This is a genomic window from Sulfitobacter sp. UBA1132, from assembly GCF_002311545.1.
Classification (GTDB): domain Bacteria; phylum Pseudomonadota; class Alphaproteobacteria; order Rhodobacterales; family Rhodobacteraceae; genus Sulfitobacter; species Sulfitobacter pontiacus.
On record NZ_DCAN01000020.1, the window covers coordinates 69,875 to 88,105 of the forward strand.

Below are 18,231 nucleotides of genomic sequence, written 5' to 3' on the forward strand. Positions count from 1 at the left end.
CGTTTGGCGCTCGATTCCGCGCCAGGCTGACGGAGGAAGCGCAACATGGAAGCAATTGACAATGTTAATTTGCCTCAGGCCCGCCCGGTTCTAAGCCGGCTGCGGGATTATGCGCTTGTGGGCAGCCGTGCGTTTGGCCAGCGGGCGATCATCTATACCGCAGCTATTGCTTTGGCAGGCTATTACTATGAACTGAGGGTCGCGCTGTTTTTCTTTTTCGCGATCGGCCTATGCGAAATCTATGACATCGTCGTGCTGCGCTACATCCTGCGCAACACCCGGTCCAAGACCCTGAAGATCCGCAAATCGCTGTTCCACATCTACATGACCACGGCGCTCAGTGCGACGACGATTGCGATGTTCTGCATCTCGATCGCGATCCAGCAGGGCGTGGGAAACAGCCACTTTCTGCCGCTTTTCCTGTTGATTTCCGCCTCTATCTTCGCGGCGATGAACAACCACCAGTTTTTGTATGTGCTGGGATTTCGGCTGGCGATCTACATCGGGGCGATCCTCTATATCCCGATCCGCGATGTCGTCGTGGCGCGCCCCTCGCTGGACTCTGAAATCTGGCTCGACCTCTTCACCGCGCTGTTTGTTCTGGGCTTCGTGTTCGAACTCGCCCGGACCTTCATCAAAGGGTATTCCGCGCTGATGAAGAACCGCCTCGCGCTTCAGACCGAGAACAAGAATGCCCTCGCCGCAAGCGAGGCCAAGACCCGTTTCCTGTCCACCGTCAGCCACGAATTGCGCACGCCGCTCACGTCGATCCGTGGTGCGCTTGACCTGATCAACGCAGGATCAGCGGGCGAGGTGCCGGACAAAATGTCGCGGCTGCTCGATATCGCGACGCGCAACTCGAACCGTCTGGGGGATCTGGTCGGGGATTTGCTGCTTTTGCAATCAGCGGATGTGGGGAAATTCTCGCTTGATCTGGGTAACGTGGATCTGGCCGAGGTCGTGAACACGGCCGCCCATTCGTTCCAGCCCTATGCCAGCCGCTTTGGCGTCGCGGTAGAGATCAACGTCGCCGCAGACCAGCCCATCGTGCGCGGCGACAAGAAACGGCTCGATCAGGTGATCGTGAACCTGCTGTCCAATGCCGCCAAATTCTCGGAAGCGGGGGGCACCATCCGTGTGGGGCTCAAACGCGAGGACGAGAACCTCGTGATTTCGGTCGCGGATCAGGGCATCGGGATTCCCGAAGGCAGCGAAAGCGTCATCTTCGAGGAATTTGGCCAGATCGATTCAAGCGATCAGCGCAAGTTCCAGGGCACGGGTCTTGGCTTGTCGATCTCGAAACGTATCGTGGATGCCCACGGCGGCAGCATCGCCTATAAAAGCAAGCTCGGCGTGGGCACCACCTTCTGTGTTGTGCTCAAGGCAGCGGATGCGGCCAAGGCGGTTAAGCCCGAAAGCTATTCGACCGCCGCCTGATCTACCGGCACGGCCCGCAACATCAGCGGGCCATCGGGCCGCATGGTAAAGGTCAGGTTCGGCGGCGCGACAGGGTGGTCCGTCAGTTCAAAAGACGCCCGCCGTAGCGCCGAGGCCAGCAGCACCATAATCTCTGTCTCGGCATATTGCGCCCCGATGCAGATGCGCGGCCCGTCCCCAAAAGGAATATACTGTCCGCGCGGGTATTTCCGGTCCAGAAACCGGTCATGCTGATAAAGTGCGGCGTTGTCCCACAGCAGCTCGTTCCGGTGCAGCGCATAGACCGGGAACATGATCACGTCGCCCTTTTTGAACGTCACATCCTTGATCGTCACCTCATCCGTCGCATCACGGGCGAACAGGGCGCCTGCGGGGTACATCCGCAGGGTTTCACGCACATGCGCGTGCAGCTTGGGCATCTTGGGCAGATCGTGAAAGCCGATGGGCCCGTCACCGCAGGCCTCCATCACCTCGGCGCGCAGATCGGTCTGTACCTCGGGGTGCATCGCCAGCAGATACAGCCCCCAAGCGATTGTATTGGCCGAGGTTTCATAGCCCGCCGCGACAAAGGTCAGCAGGTTATCGACCGTCGTTTCTACATCTTCCTTATCCGTCTCAAGCGCCTCGATCAGCAGGTCAAGAAAATCGACCGCCTCTGCATGGCGCTGCGCGCGGCGGTTGGCGATCACGTCATGGGTCAACTGCCGCAGATCACGGATCGCTTTCTTGCTGCGCAGCCATTTCAGACGGGGCACCCACTTCGGCAGCCCCATCAGATCGAACAGCGACATATAGCTGATATAGTCGGTGAACCGTCGCATCCCCTGACGGACATCCTGCTTGGACACGGCCTCGTTCCCCGAGAACATCACCCGCGAGATATTGGTGAGCGTCGCCTCTTGCGCCGCATCCGATACATCGACTTCGCCCGCCGTGCGCGCAAAGAAATCCGCCAGCTCGTCGCCGGTCTGGGCAAAATGTCGGGTCAGCACGGGCAGGTTGCGCGCGGCAAAAAGCGGGGCATAGCGATGCCGTTGCGCGCGCCATTTCTCGCCTTCCGACAGGATCATGCCGTTGCCGACAACGGGGCCGATGACGTTATGTGTAAACTCCGCCTTGGGAAAGCGACGCCCGACACCGGCCAGCAGTTCGGTCACCATATCGGGGTCACAGACATAATGGATCTTGGCCGGCCCTTTCAGATAGCTTTGCGTGCGCGTCGCATCGGGGATCACCGAAAAGATGTTCTTCCCCGCTTTTTTGGCAAAGTCGATCAACCCGACATCGGCCTTGGCCAGATCCGCCTCGACAGGGATCGGGTGCGCCGGTGTCGCCCCATCGGGCGCAGGCATATTCTGTGTATTCATTGTCGTCTCCTTGCCGGCCCACGGGTGGCGTTTATCACACCGGTGTTTCTAGCAGGGAAACAATGATTAATTCTATCTAAAGTTACGCGCCAACGCGAAACGTCAGGTCGCAGAGGTCCTGATGCTGTGGCTGCGTAAATGTGCGGCAGCGTCGGCGCGGGTCATTTTGCCTTGGGCCAGTTCCACCATCATATCGGCGTGTTCCTGATCCACAGCGGCCTGCAGCTCGTATCCGTTCTGGTCCAGAAAATCGCTGGCGACAAAGAAGGCCGTGCGCTTGTTACCATCGACAAAAGCGTGGTTGCGGGCGATGGCTTCGGCATAGCAGGCGGCCAGTTCAAAAACCGACGTTTCGCCAAAGGCATATAGGTTCATCGGGCGGGCCAGTGCGGATTCCAGTAGGTCACCATCGCGCAACCCGCGCGCGCCGCCCGCCAGTTCCAGAACGCAATCATGCATGTATTCAACGAGTTCTCGGGTAACCCAGCGGGGCTCCGTCATCGTTTGGCAAGTTCCAGTATCGTGCTGCGATGCCGTTCAAGCCCGCGCGCCACGCGGTCTTTATCCTGCGCGGTCACCCCTTCGGTCAGGGCGGTCAGGCGACGGTATTCATCTGCTGACAACAGCACCAGACGGTCACGTTGGTGGCTGGTGATGATGACAGGCTCGCTCATCGCCGCATCGCTGAATGCGCCGATGTTGTTCTTGAATTCGGTGGCGGTGACACGTGTCATGGGGCTCTCCTGTAGCGTCACCGCACAATATAGGCAAAATGGACAATTTGTCCATATGGGCCGTGGTCACAGCTTTGGCTAAATCGCTAAGGCAAGACCAGCTCTTCCCCGTTCTGCCAGCTTTGCGCCAGCGCCTTTGCCTCACCCTTTTGCTGGGGTGCCAACTGTTGGCCCATTTGCATCAATCGTTCTTCGGGCGCATCCAGCGCGCCGTCGCGGTCATAGGCCATGGCGGTATCCTGCAACGCCCATGCGGTCACGGGGTCCGGAGTGACGCTGATCCCTTCGGCATAGAAATGCGCGAGCTTGGCAAGGGATCGGGGCTCTCCGCGTTCGGCGGCGGCACGGTACCAGCGCGCGGCCTCTGCCGGATCGGCGGGGCGGCCCTGACCGTTTTCATACAGCAAACCTACGTTCAGATAGGCAACGGGTTCGCCGTATTCCGCAGCTTGCTGATACCAGACCATCGCCTCGTCAAAGTCCTGCTGCACACCGCGCCCAAGCGCGTAGTGCTTACCCATGTTGACCTGCGCAGCGGGGACGCCATTGCGCGCTGCCTCATAGTACCAGCCGACGGCTTTCTCGTCATCCTGCGAGGTGCCAAGCCCCTCGGCATAGAGGTTGCCCAGATTGATCTGCGCGGGGGCATAGCCCTGTTCTGCCGCGAGCCGATACCATTCAAGCGCTTGGCCGTGGTCCTGCTTTACCCCGACGCCGTGGTTGGCCATCCACCCCAGCGAATATTGCGCGTCAGCCAGACCCTGTTCCGCCGAGGCACGCAAAAGCTGCTGTGCTTCTTCGGGGGCCGCCTCGCCGCCGCGACCTTCCAGCAACAGGATGCCCAAGCGGTACTGGCCCATAGCATTGCCTTGCTCTGCCGCTTTGCGATACCAGGCGCGGGCCTCTGCATCGCTTTGCGCTGTGCCTTCGCCCAGTTCATGCATGTTGCCCAGACTGAACTGCGCCTTGTCGAACCCTTGGGCCGCAGCGCGGGTGAAATAGTCGAACGCGGTTTTCGCATCGGGGTCGACGCCCTGACCAAAGCGGTAGGACACGCCCAGAGAGTTCAACCCGCAGGGGTTGTTCTGTTCGGCAGACTTCTTGGCCCATGCGACTGAATCATCAAAGCTTTGCGGCACACCATCACCGCCGCGGTAGTACAGGCGGCCGACCTGACATTGCGCCTCGGCGTCGCCCTGTTCGGCCAGCGGCAGCAGCAGCTCCAGCGCGTGGGTATAATCGCCTTGCTCGAACGCGGCCATGCCGTCCTGCACGGTCTGGGCCTGCGCGGCCATGGGCATCACCGCGGCCAGTACGGTACGGCCAAACCAGCTTCGTTTTGTTTTATCTGCCATTGATAGGGTCCTTCTTGTCGGGTGGGCAGCCTGCTGCCTTTTCGCGTTTTCGTAACGCGTGTCCCCTATCGATGCACGCCGGCACCCCGCCAAATCTCGGCGGAAAATTGCGTGTTTCTGCTGTGGCTTAGGCCGGGATGCCCCGACCGGCAAAGACCCGCGCGCGGGCGCGGGGGTGATTGGCAAAAAGGATACCCATGGGTAACTTTAGGCAGGTGCCGCAGAGGCCCGACGTGACGCGCGCTGTGAGACGAAGGCGCAGACCAGAAGCTGCGAGATATGGTAGATCATCAGCGGCAAAACGATGGCACCGACCAGATCGGGCGCAAAAAGCGCCGTGGCAATGGGCAACCCGCTGGCAAGGCTTTTGGTGGACCCGCAGTAGAACAGCACCGCGCGATCCGCGTCGGGCATTCCCGTCGCCTTGCCAAGGGCGATCATCGACCACATGCCCACGGCCAGAAACAGCCAGACCACGGCGAAAAGCAGCATCAGCGTGGTGACGGGGATCGCGGACCAAAGGCCCGAGACGGTGCCCGCGCTGAAGGCAGAGTAGATGATCAGCATGATCGACCCGCGGTCCACGATCATGGTCAGCAGCTTGTGGCGTTGCACAAACCCGCCCACCAGCGGACGCATCACCTGCCCGACGATGAAAGGAAGCAAGATCTGCACGCCGATTTTGCCGATGGCATCCAGACTGACGCCGCCGTCGCCCTGATGCAGCAGCAAGGTCACCAGCACCGGCGTCAGAATGACCCCGATGAGGTTGGAGACGGAGGCCGCGCAGATCGCCGCAGGCACATTGCCGCCGGCAATCGAGGTGAAGGCGATAGAGGATTGCACGGTCGAGGGCAGCACCGACAAAAACAGCAGCCCCATGGTCACCGTCGCCCCGAGGATCGGGCTGCACAGCGTCGCCAGAACCAGCCCAATCAGCGGAAACAGCACATATGTCGCGCCAAAGGTCATCCCTTGCAGGCGCCAATTGGTGATGCCAGCCTTGACCGCGCTTGGGTCCAGCTTGGCCCCATAGAGAAAGAACAGCAACGAGACGGCCCAGAAGGTCACCCCGCGCAAGCCTTCGGCGGCGACACCTGTGGCAGGCAGCACAATGCCCGCGATCACGGTGGCCAGCAGCAAGATCATATAGGCGTCGATGCCGATGCGTTTGATATAGTTCATGGGAATGCCTGCGTTGTCGAAAGATCGATATAGGGGCGCTGCCGGCCCGTAAAGGGCGAGCGGGGGCGTGACCCTCCGCTCGCCCAAGTGGCGCGGGATCAGAAGCCTGCGGCTTGCCCGTCTTTGCGCGGATCAGAGCCCGCGGCGTAGCCGCCTGCCGCGTTGCGTTGCACCAGCTGCGCGCCGCCGAAACCAAAGGCGTTGTCCGGTGCCTCGATCTGGATCGCATGGCCAAGCGCCTTGAGCCCGTCCAGCAGATCGGCAGGCATCGACGGTTCGCAAGCGACGGCCAACCCCTCGATCGCGCGCCAGCGGGGGGCATCGGCGGCGGTCTGAGGGTCTTGGTCCCACAGCTGCGTGCGCAGCAAGAGCTGCATGTGGCCCTGTGCCTGAATAGGCCCGCCCATCATGCCGAAGGCCATCAGGGGCGCGCCGTTTTTCATAGCGAAGCCCGGAATGATCGTGTGAAAGGGGCGTTTGGCCGGCGCGACCTGATTGGGGTGGCCGTCCTGTGTCGTGAAGCCAAAGCCGCGGTTCTGCATCGACACACCCGTGCCCGGCACAACCACACCAGAGCCGAAGCCCGCGTAGTTCGACTGGATAAAGCTGACCATCATGCCCGAGGCATCACCGACGTTCAGCAACACGGTGCCGCCCTGTTTCGGGGCCCCCGCGCCAAAGTCCTGCGCCTTGTTGGCATCAATCAATGCGGCGCGGGATTCAAGGTAATCGGGGTCAAGCAGGGCCGCTTCGTCCACGTCGGTCATGTGATCGCGATCGGCGACATAGGCGTGCAGATCTGCATAGGCGAGCTTGATCGCCTCGATCTGCAAATGCACGGCGGCCAGATCGTCTGGGCCGTGGTCGCGGATGTCGGTGTGCTGCAACATGCCAAGCGCCATCAGCGCGGCGATGCCCTGACCGTTTGGCGGGATCTCGTGCAATTCCACGTCGTCAAAGCTTTGGCTGATGGTGCCGCACCAGTCGTTGTGATGCGCAGCCAGATCGTCGGCTGTCATCGCGCCGCCATTGGCCTTGGCGAAGGCCGCGATCTCTTGCGCGATCTCGCCCTCGTAGAAAGCGCGGCCCTTGGTCTCGGCAATAGCGCGCAGGGTGCGCGCGGCACCGGGGTTGCGGAAGCGTTCGCCGGGTTTGGGCGCGCGTCCCTCGGGCATGAAAGTCTCGGCAAAGCCGGGCTGGTCCTTGAGCACCGCAGCCCCTTTGGCCCATGCCGTGCCCACGACCGGCGACACGATAAAGCCGTCTTCGGCATAGCGGATCGCGGGCGCCAGCACGGTCGACAGGCCGAGGCTGCCGAATTTTTCAGACAGTTCGACCCAGGCGCTGACGGCACCGGGGACGGTCACGGCGTCCCAGCCGTGTTCGGGGATGCCGTCCTTGAAATACTCGGGCGTCCAGGCGGCGGGTGCGCGGCCCGAGGCGTTCAGCCCGTGCAGTTGCTTGCCGTCCCACAGGATGCAGAAGGCGTCAGAGCCAAGGCCGCAGCCCGTGGGCTCGACGATTGTTAGCACAGCCGCCGTGGCGATGGCCGCATCCACAGCGTTGCCGCCTTGTTGCAGGATGGACAGACCGGCTTGGGTCGCCAGCGGTTGCGAGGTGGCGACGACATTCTCGGCCAGAATGGGCGAGCGGCGCGAAGGGTAGACAGGATCATGACGTAGGCGCATGGGATGGCCTTTCTGTAGATGTACGGTTTTTGAGGTGACTGCGGATGGCCCAGACAATGGACACGAAAGCCGCAATCAGGAAAATCAGGCTGATGGGACGGGTGAAGAACAGCGTCGGGTCTTCGTCCGTCATCAGCGCGCGCCGCAGGTTGGTTTCTGCGATTGGGCCCAGAATGACCCCCAGCACCAAAGGTGCCAGCGCATAGCCAAGGGCGCGCAGCGTGTAGCCGGTGATGCCGATGAAGATCAGCAGATAAAGGTCGGTCACGCGGTTGTTCAGCGCAAAGGTGCCCACGACGCAGCAGGTCATCACCACCGGCACGATCAGCCATTTGGGCACTTCGGTCACCCGCAGGAACAGCCGCATGGAGCAGATCGACACGATCAGCATCATGAAGGACGCGACCACCATCGCGATGAACATGCCATAGACAAGGTCACCGTGATCCATGATCAGCCGTGGCCCGACCGAGATGCCATGCACCATCAGCGACGCCATGAGGATCGCATCGACAGCCGATCCGGGGATGCCTAGACCGATAAGCGGGATCAGCCCGCCGCCCGCGGTGGCGGAGTTGCCCGCCTCGGAGGCGACAATGCCGTCGGGTTCACCGGTGCCGAATTTGTCACTGTTCTTGGACCCGCGCTTGGCCTGATCATAGGCGACGAGGTTGGCGATGGACCCGCCCGCACCGGGCAGGGCGCCGATCAGCACCCCCACGATGGACGACCGCAGCAGGTTGACGGGACGCATCAACACTTCTTTCATCACGGTCCATGTCTGGAAATCGATGGCCCCGGTGACCAGCGCATTGCCCGACCGCACGCTGTCGGCATTCTCTACCTCTGACACAAGCTGGGAAATGGCGAAGATCCCGATCAGCACCACCAGAAACGGCAGGCCGGCCTGCAGCATCTCTATGCCGAAATCAAAGCGCGGGCGGCCCATGATCGGGTCTGTCCCCACGGTAGAGATTGCAAGCCCGATCAGCCCCGCCAGAATGCCGCGCATGGCAGAGGTGCCGACAAGACTGGCGACGATTGTCAGGGCAAAGACGATGAGCGAGAAATACTCCCACGGGCCAAGGCGCACGGCGAAAAGCGCGAGCGGCGGTGCGGCGAAGATCAGCACGATGGTCGAAATGACGGTGCCAAAGAAGGACGCCCAGACCCCGATGGACAGCGCGCGCCCCGGTTCGCCGTTGCGCGCCATGGGGAAGGCGTCAAAGGTGGTGGCGACCGACGATGGCGTGCCGGGGATGCCCAGCAATGCCGCCGAGATCAGCCCGCCAGTATAGCCGCCCACATAGACCGAGAGCATCACGGCGATGCCCTGCAAAGGCTCCATCGTGAAGGTCAGCGGCAGGGTCAGCACAATCGCCATCGTGACGGTGAAACCGGGGATCGCCGCCGCAACGATGCCCGCGACGGACCCCGCCAGCATATAGGCGAGCGTCGCCAGCGTGAAAATCTGCGCGGCCCCTGTCATGAAATCAGTCATTCAAAGCACTCCGCGCGGTAGGAAGACGGTGAACACTTCGGCAAAAAGCCAGTTCAGCCCGAAGGAGAAAACCACAGCCACCACAGCGGCGAGGGCAATAGACTTGGGCGTGCGCGGCATCAGGATCACCTGAAGCACGAAAAGGAAGATCAGGCTGGCGATGGAAAACCCCAGCACCGGAATGACCAGCAGATAGGCGGTGAGCGCGCCAAGGCAGACAAACACCAGATAGCAGCGTTTGGCCCATGCTACGGCCTGTGCTGCGAAATCACCGTAAGCGTGGCGGGGGATCTGGCGCAGCGCGTCGATGATCGCGATGGCTGATACGATCGCCATCGCGCCAAAGATGATCTTGGGGAAAGCCCCGGCACCAAGCTTTTCAAAACGCGAGGTCGCAATGCCGCTGGCCGAGATGAACAATGCGATCGAGGCCAGCAGGAGGAAGACATAGCTCAGAAGGCGGGCAACCAAGCCCGCCTCCTGTGCCTTCATGGGGTCGTGCCCGTTCATGGGGCCAGAACCGACGACAGCGATTTCACTGTCTCGTCCAGTTTGCTCAGATAGGCGCGGTAGTCTTCCTGACCGCGGAACCCGACATCGGCACCCGCGTTGTTGGTCTGCTCGATATAGGTGGGGTCTTGGGCCATCGCTTGCAGCGCGGCTTCAAGCGTGTCGCGGACCTCTTGCGGGGCCCCTTTGGGCATCACGATGCCGCGGGTCACGTTCAGCTCAAGATCCTGACCCAGCTCTTTGAAGGTCGGCACATCGGGGGCGGCGTCCACCCGGTCGGTCGCGCCGACGGCAAGGAAGGTCAGATCGCCGTTGTCGACGAATTGTTTGGAGGAGCTGATGTCGCCAATCGCCACATCAAGGTTGCCGCCGACCAGCGCGCGCACGCGTTCGCCCGTGCCCTCATAGCCGACGTATTTGAATTCAAGCCCGAAGGCCTGTTCGATCATCGCGGCGTGCAGATGCGGGACGCCGGCCAATGTGACGCCCATGGAGATCTCGCCGGGATGTGCCTTGGCGTAGGTCACGAATTCTTCGAAATTGCTGTAGTTGTCGGATTTGCCCGCGACCAGATACTGGGGCGATGCTGTCATCAGTGCGATCGGGTCAAAGTCATCCCATGCCAGATCGGTGATGCCGGTTTCTGTGGCGACCAGCAGACCTTCGTGCACCTGGCTGATGGTATAGCCATCCGCGGCGCGGCGCGAGGCCTCGCGCAGGCCCACAGTGCCGCCGACGCCGGGCATGTTGATCACGGGCATTTCAGCGCCAAGGAAGGGCTGCACGTTGTTGGCCACAAGACGCATCAGCGTGTCAGAGCCGCCACCGGGCGACCAGGGCACGATGAACTCTACCGCGCGCTCGGGGTAGGTGTCGGCTGTGGCGGGGGCTGCAATCAGGCTGGCAGCGGTGAAAAGGGCGGCAAGGCCCGAACGAAACGTCATAGGAGGACTCCCTGTGAGAGAAGCAGCGGTTTATCCGCCACGGGTTTGGTGTCAGTTTCGTGAATAACACAAGAATAACCATAGCAAAGCGCGTAATTCTTGCCATTACATTTAGCATATCTTATCTTGAGGTATGGATACACGTCAGCTTGAGACTTTATTGGCCATTAGCCAGCACGGCGGCTTTGCCGCGGCGGCGCAGGCCGTGAACCTGACCGCCTCTGCCGTCAGCCAGCAGATCGCGGCGCTAGAGGCAGAGATCGGCACGCAGTTGTTCGACCGCACCCGCCGTCCGCCCGCCTTGACCACCAAGGGCGCAGAGATGGTCCGCTCGGCCCAGTCGATCCTGCAGATCGTGTCGGACACAAAAGCCTCCGTCGCGGGGGAGCAGATGCGCGGCACCGTGGCGCTCGGGTCGTTGCGGACCGGGGCGAATTCACTGATGCCGCAGGCGCTTGCGACGTTGCGCGCCAGCTTTCCCTACCTGAACTTTCGGCTGCGGGTCGGTGTGTCCGAGGAGCTGATGAGCGAGGTCGTCTCGGGCCAGCTGGATGCGGCGGTTGTGGCGGACCACGTGGCGGTGCCCAGTAGTCTGCGCTGGACCCCTGTGCTGACCGAACCGCTGATCGTTCTCACCCCGCCCGGCACCGGAACGATCACGCTGGATGATCTGATCCGCGACGTGCCCTATATCCGCTATCGCACGCAGGTGCCGCTGGCGCGTCAGATCGACACCGAAATCGCCCGCCTTGGCGCCGCGCCGCGCCAGATCGTGTCGGTGAATACGATGCCAGCCGTGGTGGGCTGTGTGCGCGCGGGTCTGGGCTTTGCCATTATCCCCCAGATCGCGCTGCACGATGCCGAGACCGCCTCGCTTGACTGGTTCCCTTTCGGGGCGCCGCCGATCCATCGCCGTCTGGGGCTGGTGCAGCGGGTCACCTCGCGCCGCGCCGAGGTGCTGGCGGCTTTGGTCACCGCGCTGATCCAGCAGGGGCTCACGGCAGAGGTCTATGACTAGGCCCGCGCGCGCCAGCCCTTACGCCAGATCGCAAGGCCGATCACCGAGCCATAGACCACCATCGCGCCGCCGATGGCGATGAAGATGCCGCGCAGGCCCAAGCCGCCGGTTTGCATCAGGATCAACGCGCCGATCAGCGCCACCGCCATCCGACTGAGGCTGCTGATCACCGGCCAGACCATATGCCCCGCGCCCTGCGACGCGAAATAGAGCGCGAGGCCGAGGGCGAAGAAGGCGTAGAACGGTGCCACGAGGCGGAAATAGCTGCGCCCTGCGTCCAGCGCGCCGGTGTTGGACGGATCAAGGAACATGCCAAGCCAAAGGTCGGGAAACACGGCGAGCAGCAGCCCGATGCCGCCGACGATCACCGCCGCCGCGCAAGATCCGGTCCAGGCCACGCGCAGGGCGCGGTCCACCTGACCGGCGCCCATATTCGCCCCGACCATCGCCGTCATCGCGGCACCAATGCCAAAGATCACGGGGATCATCAGAAATTCGAGCCGCGCGCCAAGCCCGTAACCGGCCAGCGCCTCTTCGCCGAACCGGCCCACGAGCCCTGTCATCATGATGATGGTGATCGTGGTCAGCAGGGTATTCACCGCCGCCAGCGCCCCGACGCTGAGGATATCGCGGAACATGCCGATGTCGATCCGGCCCAAGGCACCGCCAAAGCTAAGCCCCGTGCGCCCGGTCAGAATATGCGCCATCGCCAGCACAGCCCCGATAGCAAAGGCGAGCACGACGCCGATGGGCAGCCCCGCCATGCCAAGCGCGGGCAGGGGGCCCCACCCCAGGGCGAAGCCGCCCGACAAGGGGATCGAGATGACAGACACCAGCAGCAAGAGCACGGCAGGGGTCTGCATGTCGCCCGTGCCACGAATAATGCTGAGCGACGCATTGCACAGCCAGATCGCCATGCAGCCGGGAAAGAAGACCAGCGCATAGGTCGCGGCGGCAGAGACGGCATCGGCACCGCCCCCCAGCAGGGTAAAAAACGCCACGCCAAACAGCCCGACCAGAACGGCCATGATCACGGCAAAGGCACCTGCGATCATCCACGCGACCACCGCCAATGAGGCCGCCCGCGCGCTGTCTTGCGCGCCGAGTGCGCGCGCCACCGCGGCCGAGATCGCCCCGCCGATGGCACCCGCCGACAGCATTTGCGTCAACATGACCAGTGGGAACACCAGCGCCAGACCGGCCAGCGCTGTCACCCCAAGAAGGCTCGCGAAATACGCCTCGGATATGCTTTGCACGGTTTGAACGAACATCGCCAAGACATTGGGCGTGGCAAGCTTGGCCAACGTCGGCGCGATTGGCGCCTCTAGCAGGGCACGGGTCCGGGTGGCGCGCGCCTGTGTCGCTTTGGCTGAAAGGGCAGGGGCGGCGTTCGGGGTGACGCGGGCCATCAGCTGGCCTTGCCGAGCCGAGATGTGGCGACCTGATGTGGCATGGTTTCCCCCGTCTAACTACCTTGAGCGGCGATCCTTCCCCACTCGGTTCCTTTTTGGAATGCACTACGGGTAAGTTCTCTTTCAGAACCTGTCAATGCCTGCTAGGATCAAGGCATGAAATGGAACGAGTTACAGAATGAATCCTGCCCCGTGGCGCGGGGGCTGTCCGTGGTGGGCGACCGCTGGACCATGCTGGTCTTGCGCGATTGCTTTCTGGGCATTCGCCGGTTCGAGCAGATGCAGGACCGGCTGGGGATCACGCGGCATGTGCTGGCGGACCGGTTGCGCAAGCTGGAGGGGGCCGGCGTGCTGCGCCGCGAGGCCTATCAGGACCGCCCCCTGCGCCACGAATACCGGCTGACCGAACGGGGCAAGGCGCTCTATCCGATGCTGGTGTCGCTGATCGACTGGGCCAACGCCCATGTCCCGATTGAAGGCAGCCCGTCGGTCACGCTGGTCTCGCGCAGTGCGGGCACGCCAATCGCGCCCATGCTGGTGGACCGTGTCACCGGAGAGGAAATTACCCACCGCAGTGTCAGCGCTATCTCGAACGCCAGTGCCAAAAAAGCATAGCGGCTTTCCGCCGCCCACTGGGTAAAAAACTTCGAAACCTTCCAGCGCAGGACTGATTGACAGTAAGGGGCGGGTGCATCAACTGTCTCCCATGGCTTTTAAACGCACCATATCTTTCTGGCAGAACGCAGTGGCATGTCTTGCCTTTGCTGCGGCGCTGGTGCTGTTTCCGCCGTCCGCGTCCCACGCGGCGTCGGGGATGCATGACGGGCATTATGCTGCGGTCATGGACGATGTGGTCGATGTAAACGCGCAAGACGCCCTGCATGATCATAGCACTATGGATCGTGCCGCTGTCGACAATCACAGTGACAAAGCCCCTTCGAACACACCTGACGACAGTGCAGGCAATTGCTGCAACGGGATGTGCCTGTCCATCGTGTTGATGGACCACGCGCATCCACAAGACGATGCCGTCACTGCGGGCACCTACAAGATCGGCCATGCGCAGGCGTGTTCGCTTGAGGCGCAAGGATTTCTGCGTCCTCCTCAATCCTGATCTGATTTAGACCCGCTTTGGGGTCTTTGCGTCGCGCCAGCGTTCCTGCGCGCGATCCCTAGAAGATCAATCAGGTACATCACATGAAAATCCATTTCGTTTTGGGGGCTTGCACCCTGACCCTTGGCGCCTGCACGCAGGATGTCAGACCCTTGCCCTATACGCCGACACCGCTGCCTGCCGTGGCCACGCAAGAAGCCACGCTCAGCACGACCGTCGTCTCCCCCATCAGCCACCCGAACCCGCTGGCCGGCTATACGTATCGTGGGCCCACAGGTCCGCGTGACTGGCGCACCGTTAACCAAGAACAATCGGAGGGGAACTGATGTACGTCCGTAAACTGCCGCTGATCATCGGCTTTCCCCTTGTGCTCGGGGCCTGCGCCACGGCGATCCCGAGCGCTTATACCGACCCCAAAGCCGGCTTTGCCAATGTCGCCAGCCAGATCACGCCCGCGCTTGGTAAACGCACCGTCTTTGCCGAGACCCAAGCCGAAAACGAAGCGGTGAAACGCGAAGTGCGCGCGATGGTGCAGGGCAAGACAATCTCGGCTGATACGGCGGTTCAGGTCGCCTTGCTCAACAACAAGGGGCTTCAGGCGTCCTATGCGAATGTTGGATTGTCCGCCGCCGAAGCATGGCAGCAATCGACGCCGGAAAACCCGATCGTGTCCATTGGCGTGCTCGGGATCGGGGCGCCCGAGCTGGGGGCCTACCGTGCGGTCGAAGGGTTGATCCGCGCCAATCTTCTGGATGCCACCACGCGTAAACAACGCCGCGCAATCGCTGACGCGAGCTTTCGTCAAGCGCAGCTGACAGCGGTGAACGATACGCTGACATTGGCCAACCAGACCCGTCAGGCCTGGGTCAATGCCGTTTCCGCATTTGAGGTGGTGGGGTATTTGAAACGCGCCAAGGCGACCTCGGACGCCGGATCGGAGCTGGCCCGCAAGCTGGGGGAAACCGGCGCGCTCAATAAAGCTGCCCAAGCCCGCGAGCAGGCGTTCAACGCGGAGCTGGCCGGACAGCTTGCCAAGGCACGGCTGGATGCGACCACAGCGAAGGAAGAGCTGACGCGCCTCATGGGGCTTTGGGGGGCTGACGTGAACTATTACGTGCCTGATGCCTTGCCGGGGCTGCCGCGGTCCGTGCGCGGCGTCGCCAATGTCGAAGCCAAGGCGCTGCGCAACCGTGTCGATCTGCGCGTCGCAAAGCTGGGGCTTGAAGCGCAGGCAAAAGCCTTTGGCCTGACGGATCAGACCCGCATCGTCAGCGATCTTGAGATCGTCGCAGGGGCCGAGCTTGAGCGTGAAGCCGAAGGCGGCGATATCGAGAAAGAGATCACGCCTCAGGTAGAGCTGGAATTCGCGATCCCGATCTATGACAGCGGCAAGGCGCGGATGCGCAAGGCAGAGCTGTCGTATCTGCAGGCGGCGAATGTGCTGGCGGAACGGGCGGTCAATGTACGCTCCGAAGCGCGGGGGGCCGAACGGGCCTACCATGCCTCTTACAAGATCGCGCGCCATTACCGCGATGTTCTTGTTCCGCTACGCAAGACCGTCGAGAACGAAGCCCTGCTGTCTTACAACGGCATGATCACCAACACCTTCGAACTGCTGACCGATGTGCGTGAAAAGCTTGGTGCCGAGCTGGAAGCCGCGGATGCGAAGCGGGCGTTCTTTATGGCGCAGGCGGATCTGACCGCGGCGATCTACGGCGGCGGTGCAGGCAGCGGTGGAGGGGGCTCCGAAGGCACCACGTTGGCCGCTGGTGGCGGCGCAGGACACTGAAAGGAAACGATATGATGAACAGACGTCAACTACTCGGTGCCGGTGCGGCGGGGGCGACACTTGTGTCCTCTCAGGCGTGGGGCAAAACTCTGAACATGGGGCTGCCGGAAGCGGCGCATATGGACAGCGCTGCGACTGCGGTTACGGCGCGCCCCTCGACGGGGGTGGATTACACACCCGTGGTCACGCTGAACGGCTGGACGCTGCCCTACCGCATGAACAACGGCGTCAAGGAATTCCACCTTGTCGCGGAACCCGTAGAACGCGAACTGGCCGATGGCATGATCGCGCATCTGTGGGGGTATAACGGCCAGTCCACCGGCCCCACGATCGAAGCGGTCGAAGGCGACCGTGTGCGGATTTATGTCACCAACAAGCTGCCTGAAAACACATCCGTCCACTGGCACGGGCTGATCCTGCCCTCGGGTATGGATGGCGTGGTCGGGCTGAGCCATCCGGGGATCAAACCGGGCAAGACCTTTGTCTACGAGTTCGACCTGACCAAATCCGGCACCTTCATGTACCACCCCCATGCGGATGAGATGGTCCAGATGGCGATGGGGATGATGGGCATGTTTGTCGTCCACCCCAAAGACCCGACGTTCATGCCGGTGGACCGTGACTTCCTGATCATGCTCAACGCGTTCGACATTGACCCCGGTACCTATGTACCGCGTGTCATGACGATGAACGACTTTAACCTATGGACATGGAACAGCCGGATTTTCCCCGATATTGATCCGCTGGTCGTGAACAAGGGCGACAGGGTACGGGTGCGCGTCGGCAACCTGACGATGACAAACCACCCGATCCACATGCACGGCTATGATTTCAAGGTCACCTGCACCGACGGCGGCTGGGTGCCGGAAAGCGCGCAATGGCCCGAGGTCAGCATCGACATTCCTGTCGGCGCGATGCGCGCCTATGAGTTCACGGCGGACCATCTGGGCGATTGGGCGATCCACTGCCACAAGTCGCACCACACGATGAACGCCATGGGCCACGACGTGCCGACCTTTATCGGTGTCGATAAATCCCAGCTTACCCCCAAGATGCGCAGCTTCAAGCCGGGCTACATGCCGATGGGCACGGCGGGCATGGGGGACATGGGCAAGATGTCGATGGAACTGCCCGAGAACACGATCCCCATGATGAACGGTTGGGGCAAACACGGGCCGATCGAAATGGGCGGCATGTTCTCTGTCGTGAAGGTGCGCGACGGGATTGCGCCGGACGATTATTCCGACCCCGGATGGTACGACAACCCCCCCGGCGAGGAAGCCTATGAGTGGACCGGAGAACTACCGGAATTCGCCACGAACAACAGCCCCAAAACGATCCTGACCCCGAAACCAACGCAAAAGGGATGATCCCTTTTGCATCCACATAAAACTTTGAAAACCATATAGGAAAACACAATGAAAAACCTTCTGATGACCACCGCCTTCGCCATTGCTTTGACCGGCCCTGCCTTTGCGGCGGGTTCCCACTCTGGCGGGCATGATGACGACCACGCCGACAAGCATGCCGAAATGATGGCAGTGGGCAAACCCGGTACGGCGGCTGACGTCACCCGCACCATCGCCGTCACCATGCGCGAGACCGAAGACGGGGATATGATCTTTGAACCCGACAACTTTGCGTTCGAGCAGGGGGAAACCATCCGCTTTGAGGTCACCAACAAGGGCGAGCTTGAGCATGAGTTCGTGATCGATAATGCCGAAGGCAACGCCAAGCACAAGGAAATGATGGCGAAGATGGATATGGAACATGACGACCCCAATTCGGTCCGTCTTGAGGGCGGCCAGTCGGGCGAGGTGATCTGGACCTTTGCCAATGCCGGCACGTTTGAATTCGCCTGCCTGATCCCCGGTCACTATGAATCCGGCATGTACGGCCCCATCGAAGTCAGCGCCAAAGCCGAGGCAGAAGCCGAAGCGGCAGAGGTCGTCTATACCAAGGGCACCGTCAAGAAAGTTGACACCAAAGGGGGGAAGGTCACCATCGATCACGGACCTTTGGTCAACCTTGATATGCCCGCGATGACCATGGTGTTTCGCGCCGATGAAACCATGATCGGCAAGCTCTCTGCAGGTCAAAGCATCGAATTCGTCGCAGAGCCCGTCAAAGGCAAGCTGACCGTCGTCGAGTTGAAGTAATCCACGCGCGGGCTCCGG

18 protein-coding genes are annotated in these 18,231 nt (G+C 61.8%); 8 read left to right on the plus strand and 10 right to left on the minus strand.

From position 1 onward, the window contains the following. The first annotated feature begins 45 nt into the window (after positions 1-45). Positions 46-1,437: a sensor histidine kinase gene (locus B4F27_RS16355; protein WP_286760171.1), complete on the plus strand. Its 1,392-nt coding sequence runs from the start codon at positions 46-48 to the stop codon at positions 1,435-1,437. Here B4F27_RS16355 and B4F27_RS16360 read toward each other — a convergent pair. The 9 genes from B4F27_RS16360 to B4F27_RS16400 form a co-directional block, all read right to left on the minus strand. Continuing rightward, entirely contained in the window at positions 1,419-2,804 is a 1,386-nt protein-coding gene (locus B4F27_RS16360) for a cytochrome P450 (RefSeq protein ID WP_074637087.1), read from the minus strand. The two genes, B4F27_RS16355 and B4F27_RS16360, sit on opposite strands and share 19 nt — an antisense overlap. A gap of 102 nt (positions 2,805-2,906) precedes the next feature. After that, entirely contained in the window at positions 2,907-3,305 is a 399-nt protein-coding gene (locus tag B4F27_RS16365; RefSeq protein ID WP_286760172.1) for a type II toxin-antitoxin system death-on-curing family toxin, read from the minus strand. Beyond that, positions 3,302-3,538: a type II toxin-antitoxin system Phd/YefM family antitoxin gene (locus B4F27_RS16370; RefSeq protein WP_005848692.1), complete on the minus strand. Its 237-nt coding sequence runs from the start codon at positions 3,536-3,538 to the stop codon at positions 3,302-3,304. Before B4F27_RS16370 ends, B4F27_RS16365 begins: the two co-directional genes overlap by 4 nt. A gap of 86 nt (positions 3,539-3,624) precedes the next feature. After that, entirely contained in the window at positions 3,625-4,893 is a 1,269-nt protein-coding gene (locus B4F27_RS16375; protein ID WP_286760173.1) for a tetratricopeptide repeat protein, read from the minus strand. Between the two features lie 207 nt (positions 4,894-5,100). Next, positions 5,101-6,078 (minus strand): bile acid:sodium symporter family protein, encoded by a 978-nt coding sequence (locus B4F27_RS16380; RefSeq protein ID WP_286760174.1) that lies wholly within the window; start codon positions 6,076-6,078, stop codon positions 5,101-5,103. A 98-nt stretch (positions 6,079-6,176) separates the two neighbouring features. Continuing rightward, positions 6,177-7,766, minus strand: a complete 1,590-nt coding sequence (locus B4F27_RS16385; RefSeq protein WP_286760175.1) for a gamma-glutamyltransferase family protein — start codon at positions 7,764-7,766, stop codon at positions 6,177-6,179. Beyond that, entirely contained in the window at positions 7,750-9,267 is a 1,518-nt protein-coding gene (locus B4F27_RS16390; protein ID WP_064215692.1) for a tripartite tricarboxylate transporter permease, read from the minus strand. Before B4F27_RS16390 ends, B4F27_RS16385 begins: the two co-directional genes overlap by 17 nt. Next, positions 9,268-9,738, minus strand: coding sequence for a tripartite tricarboxylate transporter TctB family protein (locus tag B4F27_RS16395; RefSeq protein WP_240790874.1), 471 nt, complete (start codon positions 9,736-9,738; stop codon positions 9,268-9,270). It abuts the gene before it with no gap. A gap of 35 nt (positions 9,739-9,773) precedes the next feature. Continuing rightward, positions 9,774-10,721, minus strand: coding sequence for a Bug family tripartite tricarboxylate transporter substrate binding protein (locus B4F27_RS16400; protein WP_286760176.1), 948 nt, complete (start codon positions 10,719-10,721; stop codon positions 9,774-9,776). Between the two features lie 133 nt (positions 10,722-10,854). Between B4F27_RS16400 and B4F27_RS16405 the strand changes: the two genes are divergently transcribed. Further along, entirely contained in the window at positions 10,855-11,739 is an 885-nt protein-coding gene (locus B4F27_RS16405) for a LysR family transcriptional regulator (RefSeq protein ID WP_005848677.1), read from the plus strand. On the opposite strand, the gene B4F27_RS16410 is transcribed toward B4F27_RS16405, so the two are convergent. Then, a complete protein-coding gene (locus tag B4F27_RS16410; protein ID WP_286760177.1) occupies positions 11,736-13,148 on the minus strand; it encodes an MATE family efflux transporter in 1,413 nt (470 codons plus the stop codon). The genes B4F27_RS16405 and B4F27_RS16410 overlap by 4 nt on opposite strands. A 159-nt stretch (positions 13,149-13,307) precedes the next feature. On the opposite strand from B4F27_RS16410, the gene B4F27_RS16415 reads away from it, so the two are divergent. The 6 genes from B4F27_RS16415 to B4F27_RS16440 all read left to right on the plus strand — a co-directional run bounded on the left by B4F27_RS16415 (position 13,308) and on the right by B4F27_RS16440 (position 18,213). Further along, entirely contained in the window at positions 13,308-13,766 is a 459-nt protein-coding gene (locus tag B4F27_RS16415) for a winged helix-turn-helix transcriptional regulator (protein ID WP_009824199.1), read from the plus strand. Positions 13,767-13,857: 91 nt separating this feature from the next. Continuing rightward, the gene (locus B4F27_RS16420) at positions 13,858-14,265 is read left to right on the plus strand and encodes a hypothetical protein (protein WP_286760178.1); all 408 of its coding nucleotides are present in this window, start codon (positions 13,858-13,860) and stop codon (positions 14,263-14,265) included. Between the two features lie 83 nt (positions 14,266-14,348). Further along, entirely contained in the window at positions 14,349-14,591 is a 243-nt protein-coding gene (locus B4F27_RS16425; protein ID WP_009824197.1) for a hypothetical protein, read from the plus strand. Next, positions 14,591-16,054: a TolC family protein gene (locus tag B4F27_RS16430; RefSeq protein WP_286760179.1), complete on the plus strand. Its 1,464-nt coding sequence runs from the start codon at positions 14,591-14,593 to the stop codon at positions 16,052-16,054. Before B4F27_RS16425 ends, B4F27_RS16430 begins: the two co-directional genes overlap by 1 nt. A gap of 11 nt (positions 16,055-16,065) precedes the next feature. After that, positions 16,066-17,424: a multicopper oxidase family protein gene (locus tag B4F27_RS16435; RefSeq protein ID WP_107277643.1), complete on the plus strand. Its 1,359-nt coding sequence runs from the start codon at positions 16,066-16,068 to the stop codon at positions 17,422-17,424. Between the two features lie 48 nt (positions 17,425-17,472). After that, the gene (locus B4F27_RS16440) at positions 17,473-18,213 is read left to right on the plus strand and encodes a copper-binding protein (protein WP_286760180.1); all 741 of its coding nucleotides are present in this window, start codon (positions 17,473-17,475) and stop codon (positions 18,211-18,213) included. Positions 18,214-18,231 lie beyond the last annotated feature (18 nt).

What these genes read in the sequence shown, in the direction of transcription:
- B4F27_RS16360 (WP_074637087.1), bottom strand. Translation starts at nt 2,804, where the DNA reads ATGAATACACAGAATATGCCTGCGCCCGATGGGGCGACACCGGCGCAC.
- B4F27_RS16370 (WP_005848692.1), bottom strand. Translation starts at nt 3,538, where the DNA reads ATGACACGTGTCACCGCCACCGAATTCAAGAACAACATCGGCGCATTC.
- B4F27_RS16405 (WP_005848677.1), top strand. Translation starts at nt 10,855, where the DNA reads ATGGATACACGTCAGCTTGAGACTTTATTGGCCATTAGCCAGCACGGC.
- B4F27_RS16420 (WP_286760178.1), top strand. Translation starts at nt 13,858, where the DNA reads ATGGCTTTTAAACGCACCATATCTTTCTGGCAGAACGCAGTGGCATGT.
- B4F27_RS16355 (WP_286760171.1), top strand. Translation starts at nt 46, where the DNA reads ATGGAAGCAATTGACAATGTTAATTTGCCTCAGGCCCGCCCGGTTCTA.
- B4F27_RS16425 (WP_009824197.1), top strand. Translation starts at nt 14,349, where the DNA reads ATGAAAATCCATTTCGTTTTGGGGGCTTGCACCCTGACCCTTGGCGCC.
- B4F27_RS16410 (WP_286760177.1), bottom strand. Translation starts at nt 13,148, where the DNA reads ATGGCCCGCGTCACCCCGAACGCCGCCCCTGCCCTTTCAGCCAAAGCG.
- B4F27_RS16380 (WP_286760174.1), bottom strand. Translation starts at nt 6,078, where the DNA reads ATGAACTATATCAAACGCATCGGCATCGACGCCTATATGATCTTGCTG.
- B4F27_RS16385 (WP_286760175.1), bottom strand. Translation starts at nt 7,766, where the DNA reads ATGCGCCTACGTCATGATCCTGTCTACCCTTCGCGCCGCTCGCCCATT.
- B4F27_RS16430 (WP_286760179.1), top strand. Translation starts at nt 14,591, where the DNA reads ATGTACGTCCGTAAACTGCCGCTGATCATCGGCTTTCCCCTTGTGCTC.
- B4F27_RS16390 (WP_064215692.1), bottom strand. Translation starts at nt 9,267, where the DNA reads ATGACTGATTTCATGACAGGGGCCGCGCAGATTTTCACGCTGGCGACG.
- B4F27_RS16400 (WP_286760176.1), bottom strand. Translation starts at nt 10,721, where the DNA reads ATGACGTTTCGTTCGGGCCTTGCCGCCCTTTTCACCGCTGCCAGCCTG.
- B4F27_RS16440 (WP_286760180.1), top strand. Translation starts at nt 17,473, where the DNA reads ATGAAAAACCTTCTGATGACCACCGCCTTCGCCATTGCTTTGACCGGC.
- B4F27_RS16375 (WP_286760173.1), bottom strand. Translation starts at nt 4,893, where the DNA reads ATGGCAGATAAAACAAAACGAAGCTGGTTTGGCCGTACCGTACTGGCC.
- B4F27_RS16365 (WP_286760172.1), bottom strand. Translation starts at nt 3,305, where the DNA reads ATGACGGAGCCCCGCTGGGTTACCCGAGAACTCGTTGAATACATGCAT.
- B4F27_RS16415 (WP_009824199.1), top strand. Translation starts at nt 13,308, where the DNA reads ATGAAATGGAACGAGTTACAGAATGAATCCTGCCCCGTGGCGCGGGGG.
- B4F27_RS16435 (WP_107277643.1), top strand. Translation starts at nt 16,066, where the DNA reads ATGATGAACAGACGTCAACTACTCGGTGCCGGTGCGGCGGGGGCGACA.